Origin of the sequence: Clostridium septicum, from assembly GCF_003606265.1 — a bacterium.
Taxonomy (GTDB): Bacteria; Bacillota; Clostridia; order Clostridiales; family Clostridiaceae; genus Clostridium; species Clostridium septicum.
In genome coordinates, this window is the sequence record NZ_CP023671.1 from 1,467,473 (window position 1) to 1,492,103 (window position 24,631).

23 protein-coding genes are annotated in these 24,631 nt (G+C 27.9%); all 23 read right to left on the bottom strand.

Annotated elements, in window-relative coordinates:
- Window position 1: 1 nt before the first annotated feature.
- The 23 genes from CP523_RS06450 to acpS all read right to left on the bottom strand — a co-directional run bounded on the left by CP523_RS06450 (window position 2) and on the right by acpS (window position 24,598).
- Window positions 2–1,225 (bottom strand): FtsW/RodA/SpoVE family cell cycle protein, encoded by a 1,224-nt coding sequence (locus tag CP523_RS06450; RefSeq protein WP_066677421.1) that lies wholly within the window; start codon window positions 1,223–1,225, stop codon window positions 2–4.
- 10 nt (window positions 1,226–1,235) lie between these two features.
- Window positions 1,236–1,688: an FHA domain-containing protein gene (locus CP523_RS06455; RefSeq protein WP_066677424.1), complete on the bottom strand. Its 453-nt coding sequence runs from the start codon at window positions 1,686–1,688 to the stop codon at window positions 1,236–1,238.
- Between the two features lie 76 nt (window positions 1,689–1,764).
- Window positions 1,765–4,590: an excinuclease ABC subunit UvrA gene (gene uvrA, locus CP523_RS06460; RefSeq protein WP_066677425.1), complete on the bottom strand. Its 2,826-nt coding sequence runs from the start codon at window positions 4,588–4,590 to the stop codon at window positions 1,765–1,767.
- A 240-nt stretch (window positions 4,591–4,830) separates the two neighbouring features.
- Window positions 4,831–5,007: a hypothetical protein gene (locus CP523_RS06465; protein WP_120140713.1), complete on the bottom strand. Its 177-nt coding sequence runs from the start codon at window positions 5,005–5,007 to the stop codon at window positions 4,831–4,833.
- A gap of 37 nt (window positions 5,008–5,044) precedes the next feature.
- A complete protein-coding gene (locus CP523_RS06470; protein ID WP_066677426.1) occupies window positions 5,045–5,719 on the bottom strand; it encodes a response regulator in 675 nt (224 codons plus the stop codon).
- Window positions 5,697–7,274, bottom strand: coding sequence for an ATP-binding protein (locus CP523_RS06475; protein WP_066677427.1), 1,578 nt, complete (start codon window positions 7,272–7,274; stop codon window positions 5,697–5,699). The genes CP523_RS06470 and CP523_RS06475 overlap by 23 nt, the downstream gene beginning before the upstream one ends.
- 103 nt (window positions 7,275–7,377) lie before the next feature.
- Window positions 7,378–8,376: a 2-hydroxyacid dehydrogenase gene (locus CP523_RS06480; protein WP_066677431.1), complete on the bottom strand. Its 999-nt coding sequence runs from the start codon at window positions 8,374–8,376 to the stop codon at window positions 7,378–7,380.
- Between the two features lie 15 nt (window positions 8,377–8,391).
- A complete protein-coding gene (locus CP523_RS06485) occupies window positions 8,392–9,459 on the bottom strand; it encodes an AEC family transporter (RefSeq protein ID WP_066677434.1) in 1,068 nt (355 codons plus the stop codon).
- A gap of 165 nt (window positions 9,460–9,624) precedes the next feature.
- A complete protein-coding gene (locus tag CP523_RS06490) occupies window positions 9,625–10,380 on the bottom strand; it encodes a hypothetical protein (protein ID WP_066677436.1) in 756 nt (251 codons plus the stop codon).
- Between the two features lie 138 nt (window positions 10,381–10,518).
- Complete coding sequence (gene uvrB, locus CP523_RS06495) at window positions 10,519–12,486, bottom strand: excinuclease ABC subunit UvrB (RefSeq protein ID WP_066677438.1); 1,968 nt, start codon at window positions 12,484–12,486, stop codon at window positions 10,519–10,521.
- A 125-nt stretch (window positions 12,487–12,611) separates the two neighbouring features.
- Window positions 12,612–13,883, bottom strand: a complete 1,272-nt coding sequence (locus CP523_RS06500) for a PDZ domain-containing protein (RefSeq protein ID WP_066677439.1) — start codon at window positions 13,881–13,883, stop codon at window positions 12,612–12,614.
- A 10-nt stretch (window positions 13,884–13,893) separates the two neighbouring features.
- Window positions 13,894–15,153 (bottom strand): S41 family peptidase, encoded by a 1,260-nt coding sequence (locus tag CP523_RS06505; RefSeq protein ID WP_066677440.1) that lies wholly within the window; start codon window positions 15,151–15,153, stop codon window positions 13,894–13,896.
- Window positions 15,154–15,229: 76 nt separating this feature from the next.
- Window positions 15,230–16,120, bottom strand: coding sequence for a permease-like cell division protein FtsX (gene ftsX, locus CP523_RS06510; RefSeq protein WP_066677442.1), 891 nt, complete (start codon window positions 16,118–16,120; stop codon window positions 15,230–15,232).
- Window positions 16,110–16,796: a cell division ATP-binding protein FtsE gene (ftsE, locus tag CP523_RS06515; protein ID WP_066677444.1), complete on the bottom strand. Its 687-nt coding sequence runs from the start codon at window positions 16,794–16,796 to the stop codon at window positions 16,110–16,112. Before ftsE ends, ftsX begins: the two co-directional genes overlap by 11 nt.
- Window positions 16,797–16,950: 154 nt before the next feature.
- Window positions 16,951–17,787: a YitT family protein gene (locus tag CP523_RS06520; protein WP_066677445.1), complete on the bottom strand. Its 837-nt coding sequence runs from the start codon at window positions 17,785–17,787 to the stop codon at window positions 16,951–16,953.
- 30 nt (window positions 17,788–17,817) lie between these two features.
- Window positions 17,818–18,660 carry a YitT family protein gene (locus tag CP523_RS06525; RefSeq protein WP_066677447.1) on the bottom strand — a complete coding sequence of 281 codons (843 nt, stop codon included), beginning with the start codon at window positions 18,658–18,660 and terminating at the stop codon, window positions 17,818–17,820.
- Between the two features lie 223 nt (window positions 18,661–18,883).
- Entirely contained in the window at window positions 18,884–19,837 is a 954-nt protein-coding gene (locus CP523_RS06530) for a transketolase family protein (protein WP_066677449.1), read from the bottom strand.
- On the bottom strand, window positions 19,837–20,661 hold the full coding sequence (locus CP523_RS06535) for a transketolase (RefSeq protein WP_066677450.1): 825 nt from the start codon (window positions 20,659–20,661) through the stop codon (window positions 19,837–19,839). The genes CP523_RS06530 and CP523_RS06535 overlap by 1 nt, the downstream gene beginning before the upstream one ends.
- Before the next feature lie 447 nt (window positions 20,662–21,108).
- Entirely contained in the window at window positions 21,109–21,462 is a 354-nt protein-coding gene (locus tag CP523_RS06540; RefSeq protein WP_066677451.1) for a type II toxin-antitoxin system PemK/MazF family toxin, read from the bottom strand.
- A gap of 9 nt (window positions 21,463–21,471) precedes the next feature.
- Complete coding sequence (locus tag CP523_RS06545; RefSeq protein ID WP_066677453.1) at window positions 21,472–21,714, bottom strand: hypothetical protein; 243 nt, start codon at window positions 21,712–21,714, stop codon at window positions 21,472–21,474.
- Window positions 21,715–22,044: 330 nt separating this feature from the next.
- Window positions 22,045–22,653: a germination lipoprotein GerS-related protein gene (locus CP523_RS06550; RefSeq protein ID WP_120140714.1), complete on the bottom strand. Its 609-nt coding sequence runs from the start codon at window positions 22,651–22,653 to the stop codon at window positions 22,045–22,047.
- Window positions 22,654–22,723: 70 nt separating this feature from the next.
- Window positions 22,724–24,226, bottom strand: coding sequence for an NAD(P)H-hydrate dehydratase (locus tag CP523_RS06555; RefSeq protein WP_120140715.1), 1,503 nt, complete (start codon window positions 24,224–24,226; stop codon window positions 22,724–22,726).
- The gene (acpS, locus tag CP523_RS06560; RefSeq protein WP_066677459.1) at window positions 24,227–24,598 is read right to left on the bottom strand and encodes a holo-ACP synthase; all 372 of its coding nucleotides are present in this window, start codon (window positions 24,596–24,598) and stop codon (window positions 24,227–24,229) included.
- Between the last annotated feature and the right edge of the window lie 33 nt (window positions 24,599–24,631).

A 24,631-nucleotide genomic window follows, 5' to 3' on the forward strand; every position in this document is an offset into this window, starting at 1 on the left:
ATTATGCCTCCTCAGAAATCTTTTGCAATATACCTAGAGTAAAGAATATTGTTATCATTGAACTACCACCATAACTAATAAGTGGTAATGTTATTCCTGTAAGAGGAATTACTTTAAAAATTCCACCAATAATAACTAATGTTTGACATGCTATCATTGTACTAAACCCTACTGCTGATAATTGACTAAATTTCTCATTTGTAACAAATGCAGCTCTTATACCTCTATAGAATAATAAGAAATATATTATCATAATTCCAACTGCAAATATCATACCAAGTTCTTCACAAACAACTGCAAATATAAAATCACTTGTATTTACAGGTATAAATTCTGGATATCCCTTACCAAGCCCTACACCAAATAGTCCGCCTGATGATATAGCATATAATCCTTGTACTATTTGCATACCTTGATCATTAGCATATTTCCAAGGATCTAACCAAATCATTACTCTGTTTCTTACGTGTCCAAACATTTTATAAGCTCCAACTGCACCTATTGCTGATAACCCTAAACAAGTAAATACATATTTTTTCTTTGATGTTGCTATATATAACATAGTCACTGAGATACCAAAGAAAATTAATGCTGATCCTAAATCTGTTTGAAGTACCATACAAGCTAATGAGTACATAGCTATTAATGCTGGTTCTATTAATTGTTTAAACTCTTCTTTTAAATTTTTCTTGCTTTCATACTTCATTAATGCCGCTGCCAAATATAATACTAATGCTATCTTCCCAAATTCAGATGGTTGGAATCCAAAGCCAGCAACATACACCCAGTTTTTAGCTCCATATATTTCTTTTCCTAATATTAGAGCCATAGGCATTAATACTAAGGTTAATATCATATATATTCTTTTATATTTTGCAAAACTCTTTAAGTCTGGTAATATAACTACTATTGCAATATATGAAATTATTCCTAAAACAACCCATATAAGTTGTTTCATTGCTTCTGATGGATTTATTCTATATATTACTGCTATCCCAACTACAGCTAAAATACTTGAGAAAATCAACATAAATTTATCTCCATCAGGATAAAACTTTCTTATTACATAATGGGAGTATCCTATTATTAAACATAATATAACTCCCATTCCAAGTGCTTTGTAATCAAATGGTTTCTTTAACAAGGCAAGATTAGTAAAAAGAAGTAAACATAGTAGATAGATTAGCTTAAGAACTCTCTTTTCTAACTTTAAAGTACTTTTCATAACTTCACCTCTATTTTTTATCTGATCTTATAACCTTAAAAATTGCACTTCCTATTTTTATTTTGTCATTTGGCTTTAATTTAAAGCTTCCATTTATTTTCTCCTCATTTACAAAAACTCCATTTGTACTATTTAAATCTTCAATAAATACTTCATTATTTTTAACTATAAGTTTAGCATGATTTCCAGAAACATAAGGTTCTGACAATTGTATAGTGTTATCTTCTCTTCTTCCTATAGTTAGTGGAGCTCTTAATAGCAATAAGGTTCCTTCTTCGAGATTTGGATTATCTCCTGATCTCAAGACCTCTATACCATAATTTTTCTTACCTGAAGCTTGTTTCCTTTTTCCACCACTTTTAACGTCTTTGTACATGATCTTTAATGCATAGTAAATTATAAAATATAATATAATAATAAATACTATACCAAAGACAAAAGTCATCAGTCTTGAAAAACTCATCTCTTCACCTCTAAATTAATATATTATTACCATTATATATTAAAACTTCTAGAATAAAATAACAAGTATTAAGTAATTATCTTAACATCTTCTTAAGATATTTGCCTGTATATGAATTTTCTAAAGTGCTTATTTTTTCTGGAGTTCCAACTCCTACTATAGTTCCTCCCTTATCTCCACCTTCCGGACCAAGATCTATAATATAATCAGCGCACTTTATCATATCTAAATTATGTTCAATAACTACTACAGTATTTCCTCCTTCAACTAATCTTTGAAGAATTTCTACTAATCTATTTACATCATCTATATGCAATCCTGTTGTTGGTTCATCTAGAATATATAATGTCTTTCCTGTACTTCTTTTTGATAATTCGAATGCTAGTTTAATTCTTTGTGCTTCACCACCAGATAACTGTGTTGATGGTTGACCTAATCTTATATATCCAAGTCCTACATCATTTAATGTCTCAAGCTTATTTTTTATTCTTGGAATATTTTCAAAGAATTTTAATGCTTCTTCTACTGTCATATTTAAAACATCATCTATAGATTTTCCTTTATATTTAACTTCTAAAGTTTCTCTATTGTATCTCTTTCCTTTACATACCTCACAAGGTACATATACATCTGATAAAAACTGCATTTCTATTTTAATTATTCCATCACCTGAACAAGCCTCACATCTTCCGCCTTTAACATTAAAGCTAAATCTACCTGGTTTATAACCTCTCATTTTAGCTTCAGGTGTCGTTGAAAATAATTCTCTTATTATGTCAAAAGTTCCTGTATAAGTTGCTGGATTTGATCTTGGAGTTCTTCCTATAGGACTTTGATCTATATCTATGATTTTATCTATAAATTCTGCACCTTTAATCTCTTTATGTGCTCCTACTGGATTTTTGCTTCTATTTACAATTCTATTTAATCCTTTATAAAGTATTTCATTTACTAAAGTACTTTTTCCTGAACCAGAAACTCCAGTAATCATAGTTAAAGTTCCAAGTGGTATATCTACATTTACATTTTTTAAATTATTTTCTTTAGCACCTTTTATACTTATCTTATTACCATTTCCTTTTCTTCTTTTCTCTGGAATCTTAACCTCTTTTTTTCCCGTTAAATATTGACCAGTTATAGAATCATCACAATTTTTAATTACATCTATTGGTCCAGCAGCAACTATTTCACCACCATGCTCACCAGCTCTTGGCCCTATATCTACTATATAATCTGCTTCCTTTATAGTATCATCATCATGTTCAACAACAATAACAGTATTTCCTACATCTCTTAGGTTTTTTAAAGTTTTAATTAATCTATCATTATCCCTTTGATGCAATCCTATACTAGGTTCATCAAGTATATATAACACTCCCATAAGAGCTGATCCAATTTGAGTTGCAAGTCTTATTCTTTGTGACTCTCCTCCAGATAATGTTCCCGAATTTCTTGATAAATTTAAATAATCTAATCCTACATCTATTAAAAAGTTTAACCTGCTACTTATTTCCTTAATTATTTGATCACTTATAATTTTATCTTTTTCTGAAAACTCAAGAGAATCTAAGTACTCAAGCTCTTCTCTAATAGGCATTTTAACAAATTCATAAATATTTTTACTTCCAACCTTTATTGCTAAAGCTTCTTTTCTTAATCTTGCTCCTTTACATTTAGGACAATAACTATTACTCATATATTGCTCTATGTCAGCTTTAATTATATCTGAATTTGTTTCTCTATATCTTCGCTTTAAAGAGTTAATTTCACCTTCATAAGCATAGGAATATTGAGCTTTTACTCCTTCTTTAGTATAAATAACATTTAATTTTTTTCCTTTTGTTCCATAAAGAATTAAGTCAATATGTTCTTTTGGCATTTCTTTTACTGGTCTACTTAAATCTATATCATATTCTTCACTTAAAGCTTTTAATATAGCAAATGTCCAAGAATCATCTTTTAATCTTCCGTCTCCCCAAGTAGCTATTGCACCTTCTAAAATACTTAATTCTTTATTTGGTATTATTAAATTTTCATCTAATTCTATTAAACTTCCAAGACCATCACAATAATCACATTTTCCAAAAGGTGAGTTAAATGAAAATAATCTTGGCTCTATTTCATCTATACTTAATCCGCATTCTGGACAAGCAAACTTTTCACTAAATAAAATATCTTCTCCACCTATTACATTTATAACTACTAATCCTTCTGCAAGTTTAAGCGCTGTCTCTATAGAGTCACTTAATCTTCCTTCTATACCTTCTTTAAGAATTATTCTGTCTACTACGGCTTCAATATTGTGTTTTTTATTTTTATCTAAGGAAATTTCCTCTTCTGTTAGATCATATATTTCCCCATCTACTCTAGCTCTTACAAAACCATTTTTCTTTATATTTTCTAAAACTTTCTCATGAGTCCCTTTTTTCCCCCTAATTATTGGAGCTAAAACTTGAATCTTAGTTTTATCTCCAAGAGTAACTACTCCATCCACAATTTGATCAACAGATTGTTTAGAAATTTCTATATTACATTTTGGACAATACGGCACTCCCACTCTTGCATATAGTAATCTTAAATAATCATATATTTCTGTTACTGTTCCAACTGTTGAACGTGGATTTTTACTTGTAGTTTTTTGATCTATTGATATAGCTGGTGATAAACCCTCTATATATTCAACATCTGGTTTATCCATTTGACCTAAGAATTGTCTTGCATAGGAAGATAAAGACTCTACATATCTTCTTTGACCTTCTGCGTAAAGAGTATCAAAAGCTAAAGAAGACTTTCCTGAGCCAGATAGCCCAGTAAATACTATTAATTTATCTCTTGGTATCTCTAGAGAAACATTTTTTAAGTTATGAACCTTAGCTCCTTTTATAATAATTTTATCTTTCATTATGTTAATGCCCCTTTTCTCATTTATAATCTTAGTTTTTACTTATTCATTTCAAAATAATCTCGAACAAACATTCTTTATTACATTGTAAATTTCTTTATATTTATTGTCAATTATACCTTGTTAATAAAAATTATTACTTAAAATATTATAAGAATAAAAAAAGATAATTTATATTTATAAAATAAATTATCTTTTTATCTACAAAAACTATTAATATTAATTTATAATCTAAAGATTCTATTTTGAAACCTTTAATGTCTTCTTATAGACTAAGCTATTTTCATAAAAAAATGTAAACCAAACCAAATTAATCATGGCTAATAAATACATATATTCATGTGACCAAAATGCTCTTAACCCAATTAAAGAAAATAATCCGAGTAATCCTACATATTTGTATTTGTTATAGTCCATAATTTAGCATCCCCTCTCATTACCATATTTACCTATATTATACCATACTATTTTTATATTCGTATTTATATTCAGGTCTTCCAATATTACCATAAGTTATGGTAGAAGATACCTTTCCTACTTCCTCCAAATACTCCATATATTTTTTTATAGTTACATTACTTATACCTAATTCACTAGCAATTTCCCTTATTGTCCATATAGTACCTATGTTTTCCTCTAAAAAGTCAGTTAATTTTTTAAGCGTCTTTTCATTTAATCCTTTTGGTAAATCTAAAGTAATCTCAACTTTTGATAAATTATCAATTTGCTTTTGTTTTATACCAGTACATTCTTTTAATAAATTATCTTTTGCTAAAAACTTATTAATAGCTTCCTGAAATCTATCAAATTCAAATGGTTTTATTAAGTAATCAACTACACCATAAGCAAAGGCACATTTTATTTTTTCCACCTTATTAGTAGCTGTTATCATTATTACATCTACTAATATTCCTTCAGCTCTAATTGCTTTTAATATTTCAATTCCATTTTCCTTTGGTAAATACACATCTAATAAAATAAGATCTATGGATTTGCTTTTTAATATTTTAATAGCCTTATCCTTTTCTGATACTACATCTTCTACTAAAAAGCCCTTTATAGATTCAACATACTTTCTATTTATTAGAGCTACCATAGGATCATCTTCAATTATCATTACTTTTTTCATAACCCTCTCCTTTGTTAATTTCAATAATAAATATTTTAGTATCTTTAATTTCATCTATTTTGATATTACCACTATATAGTTCCACCCTACTCTTTATTAATGATAAACCAAAACCACGTCCTTTTCCCTTAGATGATACTCCTTGCATGAATAAACTATTTTTTATATCTTCATTAATTGGAACTCCATTATCTTTTACTTTAATAAATATTTTTTCATTATTCTCCTTTATGGAAATATCTACTTTCATATCTTCTCTTTTACTTGAAAGACAAGCTTCAAAAGCATTTTCTAATAAATTTCCTATTATTGTTATTAAATCATAGGATTCAATTTGTTTATGTTTTTCATATAAATTAGATTCATTATCTATTTCAAAGTTTATATTTCTTTCATTTGCTACTAATTGCCTACTAACTAATAAACCTTTTATATAATTATCTTCTATATTTATAAATTTCCCATCAACTGATTCTTGAGATTCCTGAGTATTTATAATATATTTTCTTGCTTCATCGTATTCCTCTATTTTTATAAGACCTAAAATTACATGTAATTTATTTTTAAATTCATGCACAGTAGCTCTTAAATTCCGAATAATTTCATCTACCCCTGTTATTTCCTTAGCTATTTTATTTATTTCATTTCTATCTATAATAGTAATTATTGAACCTAAATATCCTTGTACTCCAATCATAGGATAAATTGATAAAAATACTTTTTCTCCACCTATTATAAATTCCTTCATCTCTATAACTTCTCTTTTTTTTATATAAGGTAATATTTTCCCAAAAATTTTTTCTTCATCAAAATCTTTTAATAAATAATAACATGCATTATTCACTTCTATTATTTTATCCCTATTATCTAATGCTATTATTCCTTCTTTTATATTATTTAATATGATTTCCTTTTGGGTATATAGTCTAGCTATTTCTTCTGGTTCCATTCCAAATATTTTATTTTTTATCTTTTTAGCAAACCAATTTGCTAAAAGCAAGTTAACTATTAATGAAATTACAAATAAAACAATAAATACTACTATAATATTTTTCATTAATCCTTTTATTTCCGTTTCATATTTTCCTACCATTACAAATCCAACTTGCTGGCCATCATAAAATATTGGTTCAAAATATCTTAAGGTTTTACCCATAGATCCAGTCATACTTGAATAATAACCAATCCCTTTTTCTAAAACATCCTTTTTATCTGGATTTTTAAATATCTCTCCTATTTGTCTTTCATCTAAATGAGAATATTTTTCCCCAGTTATATCTGCTACTACTATTATGTCTATATTCCCATTTACTTCTATTAACTCTTTTGTAAATCGTTGAATAGCATAGTCATTTTCCCTATTCTTAAGTTTTTCTTTTATAAACGGTGTTTTACTTATATAAATAGCTGATGTGTACAAGTCACTTTTTATATTTTTATTTAAAGTCTTTATTTTATCATCTATAAATAACGTTTGTAAAATCATTACTTGAATTAATGCTATAATTGTTGCTAAGATCATATTTTGTTGTTTGAAACTTAGTTTAAACTTCATACTCTCTCCTCACAAATTTTAACTTTCTTTAAAAATAAAATATATCACATTTTATAATTAAAGAAAATTCCTAGAATTATATTAAAATTCTAGGAATTTTTTATTATGCTATTTCGTTTTTTGAATTTCCCGTCTCTATTATATCATTTAAATTATCATAAGATATACTAATCATATTTCTTAAAGCTTCATCTGTATATGAACCCATGTGTGGAGTTACTAAAGCTTTAGGGTACATTCCTATTAATTTTTCAACTGAAGCGTTATTTATAGTTTGTCCAGTTAAATTATTAAAGAATATACCTGATTCACCTTCTATAACATCCGTTCCAAAACCGCCTAGTTTTCCTGATTCTAATGCTCTTGTTATAGCATCTAAATCTTGAACTTCTCCTCTTGCTGTATTTATTAATATAGCCCCATCTTTCATTTTAGCTATAAATTCATCATCTATCATATGATAATTTTGACCTTTTATATATGGTGTATGAACTGCTATTACATCTGATTCTGCTAACACTTCATCTAAACTCTTAAACTCAACAACTTCTTTAGCTACATCACTTTGAAATACATCATATCCAATAACATTTGCGCCTAATCCCTTAAATAATTTAGCTGTTGTTAATCCAATTCTACCTAATGCAAGAACCCCAACAGTACAATTTCTTATTTCTTTACTAAACATTTGTGAATCAACTACAAAGTTCTTATCTTTTGTTCTATTAGTTGTATAAGCTGTATTTCTTACTAGCATCATTGCTAATGTTACTGCTAATTCTGATATAGCATTTGGTGAATACCCTGGGACTCTAGCAACTTTTAAATCTAAATCTTTTGTTGCTTCTAAATCCACATGATCAAATCCAACAGTTCTTGTTAAAACTGTTTTTAATCCATGTAACTTTAATAGTTCTAAGTTTTGTCTATCAGCTTTACAATTACCTCTAACCATTATTGCTTCGGCACCTAAAGCTTCCTTAACATTTTCATGATCTAAATTTTTATTAACTAATACTAACTGATATCCATATTTATTTAATTTATGAAAAAATGGTACTTCAGTATCTCTAACTCCATAACAAACTAATTTAATTGACATATTAAGGACCTCCTACTAAGCAAATAATCCAATATTTTTAACTATTTCTAACACAACTATCCACAATGGCATACATACAACTGCAAATAATGTGGATAATAATGAACAGTTTGATGATAATATGGCTTCTTTATCAAAGCTTATTGCATAAGCTGCTGCAACAGTAGCTGTTGGTGTTGCTAACATTATCACAGTAGTAGCTGCACCTTCAAATGAAACTGGTAATATTCCTGTTTTGCTTAATACAACTAGTAATACTAAATTTATAACTGGTACTAACATTATCTTTATAACGCTGTATATCCAAGTATCTTTTTGTCCTACAGCTTTTTTAACTGGTACTTCTGCTAGAGTAGCCCCTATTGATAACCATGCTAAAGGTGAACATAATTTATCTAAATAAGTTAATGGCTTATATAACCATGGTAAAGTTTGATCTATTCTTAAAAATGCATAGTTTACTATACCATCTTTTGTAGCAATTCCTACTTGAGGTAATGATTTTTGGAATATCCAAATAAATAAACCTAAAAACGTAGCTATTATAACTGGGTTTAAGAACATTTCTTTTAAGTTCTTTTTAAATGTTTCTTTTTCTATTTTCATACCTGACATTTTTATGTATCCATATGAATATAAGAATACTCTATATGCTATATTAAATATTGATGAATACATAGCTCCAGTAGCTCCGTAAACAGCCTTAACTATTGGAACTCCAAAGAAAGTTGTTGAACCAAATATTGTAAGAACTCTTAATACGTCTTGCTTGTCCCCTTTTACTCTTGAGTATATTAACTTAGTTAATACTATAAGTAAAATATAAACAGCAAATCCCCATATCATTATATTTAAACCTTCATTTAATTCTTTTTCATTTATATCTTTCATAAATGATGTAAATGCTAAAGCTGGAATTGCAACTGTTAAAACTACTTTGGTAAGTATTTTAGATGCTGCATTATTCATTATATCTTTTTTTCTTAAATAAAAGCCTAATAATATTATTGATATTGATGAGAATATAGCTCCCATAATGGCATTATCAGTTAATGTTTTCTTAATAATTTCTAAAAAGTTCATTTTACTTTCCTCCTAATTTTTTTCTTTAAGTTACTAAATAAAATAAGTTCGAGTTTTTTCAACATTACTTTACAACATTGTTAAAAAAACAACAATCTTTTTAAAGTTTATAAAGAGTTATTTAACTTATTTAAGTAATATTAAACAAAAAAAATTAGGAATTATTTAGTTTATCGATATTATTGATATTATCCAATTATCTTCAAAGTAATTATCTTGATATATATATTTGTTTATATAAGCATCATCTCTTGAATATTCTTTTATTACATCAAAAACCTGATACTCATCTTCTATAGTTATATTATTTCCGCTCATTATTGAAAATGAAATTCTCTTATAATACTGTAGATTCTTATATTCTGTTAAAATATTCACTATTCCTCTTCCAAGCCCCTCTTCTTTTCCCGTTTTAGTTATATAATAATCTATTATTCCTTCAGTATTTATATTAGAATAACTATGAATTATAGTTTTAGACAGTACATAACTCAAAAAACTAAAATCATTAGAGGAACTCTTTACATTAGCCACTGCACAAATCTTACTTAAATTTTTGATAAAATTTTCATTTCTATTATTTACAATAGAAATTAGCTTTTTACCTTTTCCTTTTATCTCTTTTATTCCATTTAAAAGTATTTCTTCATGATCTTTTGTTTTTATATTTGATAATACTACAACTAAATCATATCCTCTTATATATTCACTACAAAATTTTAACTTTTCTAAATTAAAATCAAACATATTTAACACTTGAATATTTAAATTATTTATATATATTTCTTTTCTTTTTATATAACTAACCACATCATTTGATTTTAATACTATTGGGTATAACTCTTTAATTTCACCCTTATCTAATAAATCATTTTCTATGTCCCCTAATAAAATAACTATAATCTTAGCATCTATACTCATACAGTAACTCCTAAAATTCTATATTATATAACTATAGTAATTTGATTTTTTAAATTTATCAATTTTATTCTTTATTTATTTAGAAAAAGTTGAATTTAATAAATTAAATTCAACTTTAAATAGATACCATATATTAAATTACTTTTTTAGTTTTTCAATTATATCTCTAAGTTCTGCTGCTCTTTCAAATTGAAGATTTTTTGCAGCTTCCATCATTTCTTCTGTATATTTCTTAATTAATTTCTTTTTATCTTTAGGGTTTGTATTTTCTACACTTTCAATTTCGTAACTTTCTTGAGTTTCAGCTACTGTTGTAGCTTCTATCACATCTCTAACCTCTTTTATAATAGTCTTTGGTACAATTCCATGTTTATCATTGTATTCCATTTGTACCTTTCTTCTTCTGTTAGTTTCTTTAATAGCTTTATTCATAGATTTAGTTATATTATCTGCATACATGATAACTTTACTTTCTGAATTTCTCGCTGCTCTACCAATAGTTTGTATTAATGATGTTTCTGAACGTAAGAAACCTTCTTTGTCAGCATCTAATATTGCCACTAATGCCACTTCTGGAATATCTAATCCTTCTCTTAATAGATTTATACCAACTAATACATCAAATTCCCCTAATCTTAAGCTCCTAATAATTTTCATTCTTTCTATAGTATCTATATCAGAATGCATATAAGTTGTCTTAACACCTAATTCTGTTAAATACTTAGTTAAGTCCTCTGCCATTCTTTTTGTAAGAGTTGTTATTAATGTTCTAAACCCTCTTTCAGTATTTTTTATTATTTCTGAATATAAATTATCTATTTGTCCTTCAACAGGTCTTATTTCTATAACTGGATCTAAAAGACCTGTTGGTCTTATTATTTGTTCTGCAATAGTAGTTGAATTATCTAATTCATATTGTGATGGTGTTGCACTTACAAATACAATTTGATTTATTTTATTTTCAAATTCTTCAAATTTCAACGGCCTATTATCATAGGCACAAGGCAATCTAAAACCAAAATCAACTAATGTATTTTTTCTTGACCTGTCACCTGCATACATTGCTCTACACTGTGGTAATGTAACATGGCTTTCGTCTATAAACATTAAGAAATCTTCTGGAAAATAATCTAAAAGTGTTTGAGGTGGAGTTCCTGGTGCTCTACCATCAAGTATTCTAGAATAGTTTTCTATACCACTACAATATCCCATTTCTCGTATCATTTCTATATCATAATTAGTTCTTTGTCTTAATCTTTGAGCTTCTAATAATTTTTCCTGTCCATTAAGCTCCTTAAGCCTTTCTTCTAGTTCATCTTCTATCTTATTTATAGCTTTTTCTAAAACTTCTTGAGAAGTAGCAAAGTGAGAAGCTGGTGAAATAGAAACATGCTTTCTTTCTCCTAATATCTTACCTGTTAATACATCAAACTCTCTGATTCTCTCTATCTCATCTCCAAAAAATTCAATTCTAATACCTTTATTAGAAGATGATGCTGGAATAATATCTAAAGAATCACCTCTTACTCTAAAGGTCCCTCTTGCAAAATCTATATCGTTTCTTTCATATTGAATTTCTATAAGTTTCTTTATTATTTCATCTCTTTCTTTTTCCATTCCAACCCTTAAAGATATAGTTAGTTTTTTATATTCATCAGGGTTACCTAATCCATAAATGCATGATACGGATGCTACTATAATAACGTCTCTTCTTTCTAGTAATGCTGATGTAGCTGAATGCCTAAGTTTATCTATTTCATCATTAATTGAAGCATCTTTCTCTATAAATGTATCTGTTTGCGGTACATATGCTTCTGGTTGATAATAATCATAATATGATACAAAATATTCTACTATATTATTAGGAAAAAATTCTTTAAATTCAGAACATAACTGAGCTGCAAGGGTTTTATTATGTGCTAATATTAATGTAGGTTTTTGTACCTTTTCTATTATATTTGCCATAGTATATGTTTTTCCTGACCCTGTTACTCCAAGTAAAGTTTGACCTCTATTTCCATCATTAATAGATTCAACTAACTTTTCAATTGCTTTTGGTTGATCTCCCATTGGTTTAAATTTTGATTCTATCTTAAATTCTGGCATATTATCACCTCCATTGTCTAATATTTAAGTTTACTACTAAAATTATTTAATTATATTTTATATGTTATTTTTACCTTCTTCAACTTAATTTAATCTAAGCTATTATATATAAAAAAGAGAAAACACTAATGCTTTCTCTTTAAATCATCTAATATTTTTTTAAAATCATCATTATTAATATCTAATGCATCTTCTCTTTTCACCATTTTAGGAACTAGAAGTATTCCAATTTTCTTGTTTCTAGGTTTTATCTTTCGCTCTAATATTTCCCCGGAAGTACTTTTCACCACTAAACTGATATCATAAATACTATCTCTTACTGTCTCAAATATTTCTACCTCTGAAAAAACTTTATTATCATTTATCTTAATAATTTTATCCCCTCTTCTTATACCAGCTTCATATGCTGGTGATGTAGGTGATACTTCTAAAATAGCTATTCCCTCTTCATCACTTACATAAATGTAAGATCCTTTTTCTTCAAGTTTATTTAATGTTTTAATCATAAATTCGTGACCTAAAGGAGCATATATAACAACTATTATCTGCCCTATTACACCTAAATTAGCAATTTGAGATATTATAACTAATGAAATACCATAAATTAATATTCCAATACCTGAATATAAAGTTTTTTTCTTTTTTTCTTTAGTGAAAGTAACTGAATTATATCCTATAACTCCATATAGAGGAATTGCTGAAACAACCATTGTTAATAATAGCTTAGATGTTTCTAACTTATTAATTATAGGCCACCATCCCGGCGTTTGAATTGTACTTGTTATTGTCTCGCTTGGTACTGTTCCTGAAAGCGCTATAAAAATAGCTACTGGCAATGCCCAATATCTATTAAAAGCAAAACCACCTACTATTTTCCCATTTCTATTGGAAAATACCGGTAATGCTCCTCTTCCTCCATCAAATATTACTAGAAATCCTTCTACAATATGTAAAACTCCTACAAAACTCATTAATGAAACTATATTTACATTTATATATGATTGCATGTTTAATTTTGTTGATACTAAAGTAAAAATTATACTTAAAAGCCCTAATATAGCTCCTGAATATGAAAAACAAACAAATCTCTTTTTTACAAAAAGTAATAATAATGAAAACATAAATATTAATTCAATTCCTGAATTTTTGTTGAATACTATCCCTAATGTACTTAGTATAACACTTCCTACAGCTCCAGCAATAATTCCTAATACTATTTGCGAAAGTGTAAGTTCTAGGGGAGAGTTTAAACTCTCCCCTATTGTCATTTTTTGCATCATTGATATTCTTTTATTTTTTGTATAAAAAACTAATCCTAATACTACTAGTATAAGTAAATGTGATGGCTCAACTATCGCATATGATACTGTTCTTAATGTATATAATAGTAATTCCATTTTGAGCCTCCTACTTTATCTTTTCTTTTATTACCTCTAATGCCTTATCAAATTGTGGATCATTATTTCTATCATAAGGCTGTTTTAATAACTCTTCTGATATTTTAACCTCAATATCTGGTTTTATTCCAACCTTGTGTATATTCTCTCCATTAGGAGTATAATACTTAGAAGTTGTAACCTTTAATCCACCTTTTCCGTTTTTAAATTCTACAAGTTGCTGTACTACACCTTTTCCAAAACTATTTTCTCCAACAGTAGTAGCAACTCCATAATCTCTTAATGCACCTGTAACTACTTCAGAAGCCGAAGCACTTCCACCATTTATTAATACTACTAATGGCATTCCTTCTGCTTCTCCTCCTATAGACTTAGATTCACTTTTATTATCATATTTATCTATAGTATAAGTTACTGTTTCTCCTTTTGGTATAAATTGTGATGCAATCTTAACTGATTCACCTAAAAATCCACCTGGATTACCTCTTAAATCTAGAATTAATCCCTTCATACCTTTTTCTTTTAATTCAACAAGTTTCTTTTTAAAAGCTTCTGAAACATCTTCATCAAAAGAAACTATTTGAATATAACCTACTGAATCATCAATCATTTCACCTTTAACTGCAATTGTTTTAACTACTTCTCTTACTATATTTACATCAAAAGGCTCTCCACTTTCTCTGGATAATGTCAATTTAACAGCTTTTCCTTCTTCACCTTTAATCATTGCAATTGTTTTTTCAACATTTGATTCACTAACATCTTTATCATCTACTTTAAGTATTACATCTCCAGTTTTTAACCCAGCCTTTTCTGCTGGTGAACCTTCTATAGGTGCTACAACAGTTACTTTTCCATCCTTAACTCCTAATTGAGCACCAATTCCAACAAAATGACCTTCACTTTGTTCCATAAATGATTTATATTCATCTGAATTCATAAATACCGTATAAGGATCTTTTAAAGATATTGTCATTCCCTTAATTGCAGCTTCTAATAGTTTATTATCATCTATTTCTCCATCGTATTTTGATAAAAGAGCATTTCTAACCTGAAAAAGCAGATTATACTTACTAATATCTTGAATATCCTTTAAATCTTCTGTTACCTCACTGTTTATTCCTCTTAAAGTAAATCCATTAAATGCAAATCTGTTTCCTAAGTAAAAAAATCCAAGATTCGAAGCAATAAAAGCAATTACCAAACTAATTATAACAATTACTCTCTTGCCACCTTTTTTCTTTTCATCTCTTTTATTAAAATCCTCCATTATTGACTACTTCCTTTCTAAACTTCTTTTATACCCCTTTTCTATACCCTTTATTTCCCATTATTAACCTTTGTTATTATACGTCTAAGAACTTTCTTAAAGCTACAAAACTACCAATTGCACCTACTACTATACCACCACCTAAGAATAACCATATAAGTGTTGTAAACACGAATGTTGGTGGTACTAAAGTTACTAAGAACATATTAGATACTATATATCCATATGTAAACTTATATCCAAAGAATAGTACTACACTTGAAAGCAATGAACCTATAGACCCTATTATTATACCCTCTATTATAAATGGCCATCTAATAAACCAATCTGTAGCTCCTACAAATTTCATTATTCCAACTTCTCTTCTTCTTGAGTAAACTGCTATTTTTATAGTATTTGTTATTAAGAATACTGAAACACCAGCAAAAATTCCAAATAAAACTAACCCTATTGCTTGGAAGCCTTTAACCACTGAACTAATCTTATTAATTAAATCTCGTTGGTTTTCTATACTTTCTACTCCTGTCATACTTTTAACTGCATCCCCTACAGATTCAGCATAATCTGGATCTTGCAATTTAACTATAAAAGAACTAGGTAACGGATTGTTTTGTAAATCATATCCTTGTAATAACCCTTCATTATTTGATAGGCTTTCCTTAAAATTTAAGAAAGCTTCATCTTTTGATTCATAAATTACATCTTTTATTCCTTGTTGTTCATTTAACTTAACTTCTATTTCTCTTTGATCTACTAGTTTAATATCATCTTTTAAAAATACTTTTATTTCTACTTTTGATGCTACATCTTCAATTGCCTTATTGAAATTTAATGCTAATAATGTAAATGTACCAAATACGAAAAATGTTATTAGCACTGTAATCATAGCTGCTACACTTATTCCTCTGTTTCTTTTAAGGCTTTTAAGTGCATCTATTATGAAATATTTTATAGTATTAATTTTCATCTTCGTACATCCCCCTCTTTTCGTCTCTTGTTATACAGCCTTTTTCTATAGCGATAACTCTCTTCTTCATGCTATCTACTATATCTTTTGCATGAGTTGCCATTAATATAGTTGTACCAGCTCTATTTATATCATCTAACAATTCCATAATTTCTTTAGCTGTTTCTGGATCCAAATTTCCTGTTGGTTCATCACAAATAAGCACTGATGGATTATTAACAATAGCTCTTGCTAAAGAAACTCTTTGTTGCTCTCCACCTGACAGCTCATTAGGGAACATTTTATATTTATGTGAAAGACCTACTAATGATAACACCATTGGAACTCTTTTTCTAATTTCCTTTGGAGTAGCTTCTACAACTCTCATTGCGAAAGCAACATTTTCATATACGTTTAAAGTTGGTATAAGTCTAAAGTCTTGGAAAACCATTCCTATCTTTCTTCTATAATATGGAGTTTGTCTTCTGGTTATACTTGCAAGTTCTTTTCCTGCAACTGTTATCTCTCCCATAGTAGGATCAACTTCTTTAAGCAACATTTTTATAAATGTTGATTTACCAGCTCCTGAAGGTCCAACTAAAAAAACAAATTCTCCAGTTCCTATATTTATATTTACATCCGATAATGCCTTAACATTATTATCATATAGCTTTGACACATTTTTAAATTCTATCATACTAACACCTCTCATCAGCGCATTTTTTCTTTTTTTGTAAAAACCTATAGAGTTATTATAGCATAACAATTATGTATAAAAAATGTTTTTTGTTGTTTTATGTTACTTATATCGCTATTTTACTACATTTCTTACCAAATTTCTTAAGAAAAATTTAATAATCTGCGAATCCTTTACCTAAAGCCTCTGTTGATTCGTTTACTGTTACAAAAGCTTCTGGGTTATTTTCTTTTATAAATTTTTTTAGTGTTATGAATTGCTTTGTTGTTAATACTGTATAGATAATAGTTGTATCAACTTTAGTATACCCACCTTTTCCTGTTAAAATAGTGCAGCCTCTATCAATTTCATTTGTTATAAAATCAACTACTAATTTTTCTTTACGAGTTACTACAAAAACTTGCTTAACAGGATTAAATCCATCTATAAATTTATCTACTAAGTTTCCTATTAATATTGCACTTAATAATCCAAATAAACCTTTTTCAATGCCAAATACATATATAGCTAAAAGTGTTACTGTACAATCTGATAAAAGCAACCCTTGTCCTATAGGCACTCCTAAATACTTATTTATTATTTTGGCAATAATGCTTGTTCCACCTGTTGATGCCCCTTGATGAAATACTATGGCAGTTCCCATAGCTATACACGCTGATCCAAATATACTTGATAAAATCAAATTATCAGTTATAGCTACTGGATGTAAAAATCTTTCAGCTAACCACATAAATACTGATAACATAACAGTTGCATATATACTTTTTGTACCAAATGATCTGTCTATTAAAAAGAAAGCCATTGCAAATAATATAATATTAAATATAAATGTTAATATACTAGGCTCAATTTTTATAATAAAATTTAAAGCTAATGCTAACCCTGAAATTCCTCCTGCTGCAACTCCATTAGGAAAGAAGAAATACTCTAAGCTAAATGCTACTATTCCTACTCCTAAAGTTGATAATAAATATTCCTTTACTTTTTCCATTTAATTGCCCCCCTTTTTATCTTAATATTTCTATATTTCTTTAAATCCTTCTCCCATTACTTCATGAACTTCTCCTACACTAATAAAAGCTTTTTTATCTACCTCTGTTATATACTGTTTTAGTTTTATAAACTCTTTTCTTTCTAAAACTGCATAAAGAACCTCAGTATCCTTACCAGTAAATCCACCTACACCTTTAAGAAAAGTACATCCTCTTTCAAGTTCTTCCATAATAAACCTACTTATTTTTTGATTTTCTGTACTTATAATTGTCACTTCTTTACATAGGTGGAATCCTGCTATTACATTATCTATAGCAATTCCATTAATAATTACTGCAAGCAATGCATATAACCCTATATTAATACCAAATGTTATTGCTCCTAATGAAGTAACTATAAAATCTACTATAAGTAATGATTTGCCTATATCGATATGAAAAAACTTATTTAGTATTTTAGCAATAGTATCTGTTCCTCCTGTTCCTGAATCCATATGAAAAACTAATGACATACCTAAAGCAGTTATAATAGTTCCAAAAATAGTGGCTATTATTAAGTCATTAGTAATTGCTTGTGGATTTAAAAATGTTTCTATAAATGACATAATAATAGACAAGCTTAAACTTGCATATATAGTTTTAACTCCAAAATTTCTTCCTAAAAACATAAACCCTACTGCATATAATATTAAATCCATTATTAATACTAATGGTCCTGTAGATATAAAGGGAATATAATGATTAATAACAATAGCTAAACCTGTTAATCCACCTGCGGCTATTTTATTTGGTATAAAAAAGTACTCTAAAGCAACAGCTACTAATAATACTCCCAATGTAATTATTGAGAATTCTTTTAACTTCATTTTCATAGAAATCCCTCCATTTTATAATTTAAAGGAAGTTTTTGTTTTATCTTCCCTCATATAGTTGCTTTTTATCCAACTATTTTTCAGAATATATTTAATAATGTTAATAATACCATAAAATACCTATAGTATTCTATTACTAAATAAATATTAAAGCCGCAGCTTTTATACTGCGGCCATGATGGTAAATATAGCTATTTTAAATATTATTAATTTTCATTAATAATTAATTATAACAATTTTTTATTTTTACTGCTTTTTTTACTTTATCAACTATATTAGTAGTAGTTAAACCATAAGCTTTTAGTAATTCATCTGGTTTACCACTTTCTCCAAATACATCTTTAACCCCTATTCTAAATACTGAAACTGGACATTCTTCTGATATTGCTTCTAAAACTGCTGAACCTAGCCCTGCAACTATGTTATGCTCCTCTACTGTAACTATTGCTCCAGTTTCTTTTGCTGCATTTATTAAAATTTCTTTATCTATAGGTTTTAAAGTATGAATATTAATTACTCTAGCATTTATATTTTCTTTCAAAAGCTCTTCTTTTGCTTCTAATGCCAAATCCACCATTATTCCTGTTGCAACTATAGTTACATCATTACCATCTGATAATCTTACACCTTTTCCTATTTTAAATTCATATGTTTCCGGATTATTTATAACATTAACTGGAGCTCTTCCTAATCTTACATAGCAAGGTCCATTATATTCAGCTATAGCTTTAATTGCTGCCTCTGTTTCTACAGCATCTGCTGGACATATTACTGTCATATTAGGAATACTTCTCATTATAGCTAAATCTTCTATGGCTTGATGAGATGCTCCATCTTCTCCCACTGTTAACCCTGCATGTGTAGCACAAATTTTAACATTTAATTTTGGATAGCAAATAGAGTTTCTTATTTGCTCAAAAGCTCTTCCTGATGCAAACATTGCAAAAGTACTTACAAATGGTATTTTTCCACAAGTTGAAAGACCTGCAGCAACTCCCATCATATTAGCCTCAGCAATTCCCATATTAAAAAATCTTTCAGGACAAGTAGCCTTAAAATCTGCAGTCTTTGTAGATTTTGAAAGATCTGCATCTAAAACTACTACATTTTTGTTAGTATTAGCTAATTTAGCTAAAGCCTTTCCATAAGCTTCTCTTGTTGCAATCTTTTTACTCATTATCTAACACCTCCGATTTCTGCTAATGCCTGATTACATTGTTCCTTGTTTGGAGTTGTTCCATGCCATGATGCTTCATTTTCCATAAATGAAACGCCTTTGCCTTTAATTGTTTTACAAATTACTGCTGTTGGCATTTCCTTGCACTGCTTTGCACTTTCTATAGCTTTTAATATTTCTTCCATACTATGTCCATCAATTACAATAGTATTCCAACCAAATGCCTCAAATTTTTTATCTATTGGAGATGGATTCATAACTTCTTCAACATTTCCATCAATCTGTAACCCATTAAAATCTATAAATGCAGTTAAATTATCTAATTTATAATGAGCTGCTGCCATAGAAGCCTCCCAAACTTGCCCTTCTTCTAATTCCCCATCGCCTAAAAGAGTATATACTCTATATGATTTATTATCAATTTTACCAGCCAAAGCCATACCTATTGCTGCTGATATACCTTGACCTAATGACCCAGTGGACATATCTACTCCTGGTAAACATTTCATACTTGGATGCCCTTGAAGCCTTGATCCAAATTTTCTCAATGTCTTAAGCTCTTCTACTTCAAAATAACCCCTTCTTGCTAAAGCGCTATATAAAACTGGTGCCGCATGTCCTTTTGATAATACAAATCTATCTCTATTTTCATCATTCGGATTCTTTGCGTCTATGTTCATTTCCCCAAAAAACAATGCTGTTACTATATCTGCAGATGATAATGATCCACCTGGATGACCTGAGCATGACTCTGTTAACATTGTTACTATATCTCCACGTATTAATTGAGCTATTGACTTCAATTCTGAAATATTATTTTTCATATTTATCCTCCTGAGATATTTATCATATTTATTTAAGTATATATTGTCCTCTTTTTTATAAAATTATTTTATCATAGGTTTTTTATTTTGTATATACTATTTAATATGTCTTATATCACTTATTTAAATATAGTATACTCTTTTTTTGTTTATTGAGAACATTTTTTAACTAAAAAAATATTTTAATTTAATATAGTGTATATTATTAAGTTCTGCTTATATAAAATTCATTGTAAAATTCTATTTAATATTGTATTAAAATAATATTTTCTCCACACACGAAACTACAAAAATATATAGATAACTAATATAATTGTAAATAAACCTAAATACTACAAATAATCAATACACTTTATTTAATTAATTTTTAATATCTAATAAATATCAAAAATAAAAGAGACTTTATTTTTAAAAGTCTCTTTTTTACATATAAATATTCTTTTTTATCTATGTCAGACTTAAACTAATAAGTAATGATTTGTTTACTTTCTTCATATCTACATCAGTCATATGACCTATTTTTTCTTTAAGTCTTCTTTTATCTAAAGTTCTAATTTGTTCTAAAAGAACAACGGAATCCCTGTTTAATCCATACTCTTCTGATGAAATCTCAACATGTGTTGGTAATTTAGCCTTATTAATCTGTGAAGTTATAGCTGCTACTATAACTGTAGGACTATATTTATTACCAATATCATTTTGAACTATTATAACCGGCCTGATTCCCCCTTGTTCTGAACCAATAACTGGACTTAAATCCGCATAAAAAATATCCCCTCTTTTTACTACCATAGTCGTCATTAGAAAATATCACACTCCACAAAGCCACTTCTCGTACTCATTAATATTTGCAATTTCGCACTCGAAAGGAAGTTGTGAAAGCTCTAAATTAATCTGGGCCATTTCTTCATAGCCATTTTTCATTAATTGTAGAAATTCCACTTCATATTGTTTTTTATTATATTCTATTACTCTTGATCTAATATATTTCCTATTTTTTTTAGTTTTTCTAATATTTTTTATAAAATTTAGACTTTTAACATTTTTTGACATAATCCGCCTCCAGGTAGTAAAAATCTATGTATAAATAAATTATATTACAAATTATGTCATAATGTCAAAATATATATTTTCCTATTTTTACAAATATATACTAAACTCTATATTTTCTTATCTTTTTAAATAACAAACCCTTTAAAAATTGTTATTTTTTTATAGTAACCTATGTACTTAAACGTATAGTAACTTTCTTAAAATAGTGCTAATTACTCTTAACTTTCGAAGTTGGCTTTAAATTAATTTTATCTTTTTTAAATTTACTCGCATAACTTGTCTTAGGTTTATCTTTTTCTAACAAAATATTATAAATTCAAAATTTCCAAGCTATAAAACAGATCCATCAATCTCTTTTAATTTTTTAAAGTCTCTATAAATTATTCTAACTCTATCTTTTCCATCTTTATCGTAAATTACAGCACCAAGTGGAATTCTCTCATTTTTATCTATATATATTCTAATTTTGTTCAAATGATCGTTTTCAAAAAATAACTCTGATGTAAAAGTAATATATTGAGTTTCTCCCCACTCTTCTTGTCCTTCTTCAATACTTCCCTCTTCTATAGGAAAAGATAATAGATTACTCATTAGAGCAATGGTATGAAGTTTATCCATATCTTCTTCCATTGTATATTCTTTATTTGCTATATTATCTTTTATTGTAATACTTCCATCTCTATATATTTTTACTCTATCTTGACCAAAATCTATTCTTGATCCTTTATCTTTACTATAATACAATATAGTATCTTCTGATTCTTCACCTCGAGTATTTTTAACTGTATATTCTACATTTACAGAATAATACGGAGTATCTCGCAGTTTTCCAATTATTTCCTCATTTGTTGGTTCAGCCGTTAATCTAAATATTACAACTAAAATAATAGATATAAATGGTATGCATAATAAAAGTACTAGTAATATCTTTTTTTTCATAAATCCTCCTAAAGCTATCAGTCTTCTTTATTACTAATATTAACTCTAAAAAGATTTTATTCTAATTTTACTAATCTATTTTTAAAATACTTTCCATAACTTTTGGAATTTCATCTATAACTTTAGTTGCTACTGTTGAGTATTCATGTTCTCCTGCTCTTTCTCCAGCTAAGCCATGAATATATGCTCCTAATATTGCAGAATCAAATATAGAATGCTTTTGTGCTATTAATGAAGTTATTATACCAGTTAAGCAATCCCCCATTCCTCCAGAAGCCATTTTACTATTCCCAGTCTTATTAATATAAACAAAATTACCATCTGTAATTACAGTATTATACCCTTTTAATAATAAGACCACATTATTTTTCTTGGCATACCTCTTTGCTATTTCTATTCTATTACTTTCAACTTCTTTAATAGACTTTCCTATAAGTCTTGCCATTTCACCAGGATGGGGAGTAATAACTGCTCTTCCATTTAAATCATTTAATAACTCTCTATTTTCAGATAATATATTTATTCCTTCTGCATCTATAACTATTGGTATTTTTGTATTATAAATAATATTTTCTAGAGATTTCAAAGCTTCTTTTGATCCTTTGAGACCTGGTCCAAATGCAATTGCATCTAAATCATTTAAAATATTTTTTACTTCAACTTCATCACTAATATCCAATGTCATAGCTTCTACTAACTTAGTACTTAAAATATCTTGGACATATTTTGAAGAAATTAGAGTTGTTAAACCAGTCCCAGTCTTTACACAAGATTCTGTTGTTATATAAGCCGCTCCTGTATATCCCCTTTCTCCTGCAAATATGGCAACTTTTCCATAAGTGCCTTTATGCCCATATAAGCTTCGTTTATTTAATCTATTTGAATACTCACTTTTACTTAGGGTTACTATCTTTTCATTATGCATATCTTTAACAACTTTTGGTATTTCTATAGAAATCACCTCTAAATCCCCCAAATATTCTAAAGCATTATACTCAATAAATCCCTTTTTAATAGCTTCGAATGTATATGTAATATCAGCTCTTATGGCTTCACCCATCTCTTTGCCAGTATCTCCATTTAGCCCTGAAGGAACATCTACAGATACTTTAAAAGCTTTACAATTATTTATTGCTTTAATTATATTAATATAAAAATCATTAAGATTTCTATTAAGGCCCACACCAAAAATACAATCTACAATAATATCAAATTTATTTAACATATCATCTAAAATGTTAATATCTTTATTAGTTTTTATATACTTTATTGAACATTCCATATTTTTTAATATATTTAGATTAATGTTAAAATCATTTGTATATTTACTTTTTTCATTAACTATAATAATTTCTACACACTTATCTTGTAAAATTAACTTTCTTGCTATTGCTAATCCGTCACCACCATTATTTCCTACCCCACAAATAACAAGAAATTTATCTGCCTTCCCTTTAATTTTATTTATAATTTTCTCAGCTGCATTCTCCATCAGTACTATACTTGGAATTCCAATATTACTTATAGTATATCCATCTAATTTTTTACATTTATCAACAGATAATATATACATCTATATTTCCTCCAATATAGCAAAAGCAATAGCTGAGGTATTATTATGAGATATTGTTATATTTAGTCTAAAAGAGTTCACTCCTAGTATTTTTACTATATTTTCATTTAAAGTAGCTATTGGTTTTCCAAGCTCGTCTCTCAAAATTTCAATATCCTTAAGTGAAAAACCCCTTATTCCTGTTCCGATCGCCTTACTTATTGCTTCTTTAGCTGCAAAATTTCCAGCCATAACTTCTGCTCTCATATTTTTACTTTGAAAAAGTTTAATTTCTTTCTCTGTAAATATTTTTTCTAAAAAATTTTTAGTTTTATTTACAGCCCTTTCAATTCTCTCTATTTCAATAATATCAGTACCTATCCCTATAATCATACAATCACCTCTTATTTATTTTACTATTAATAA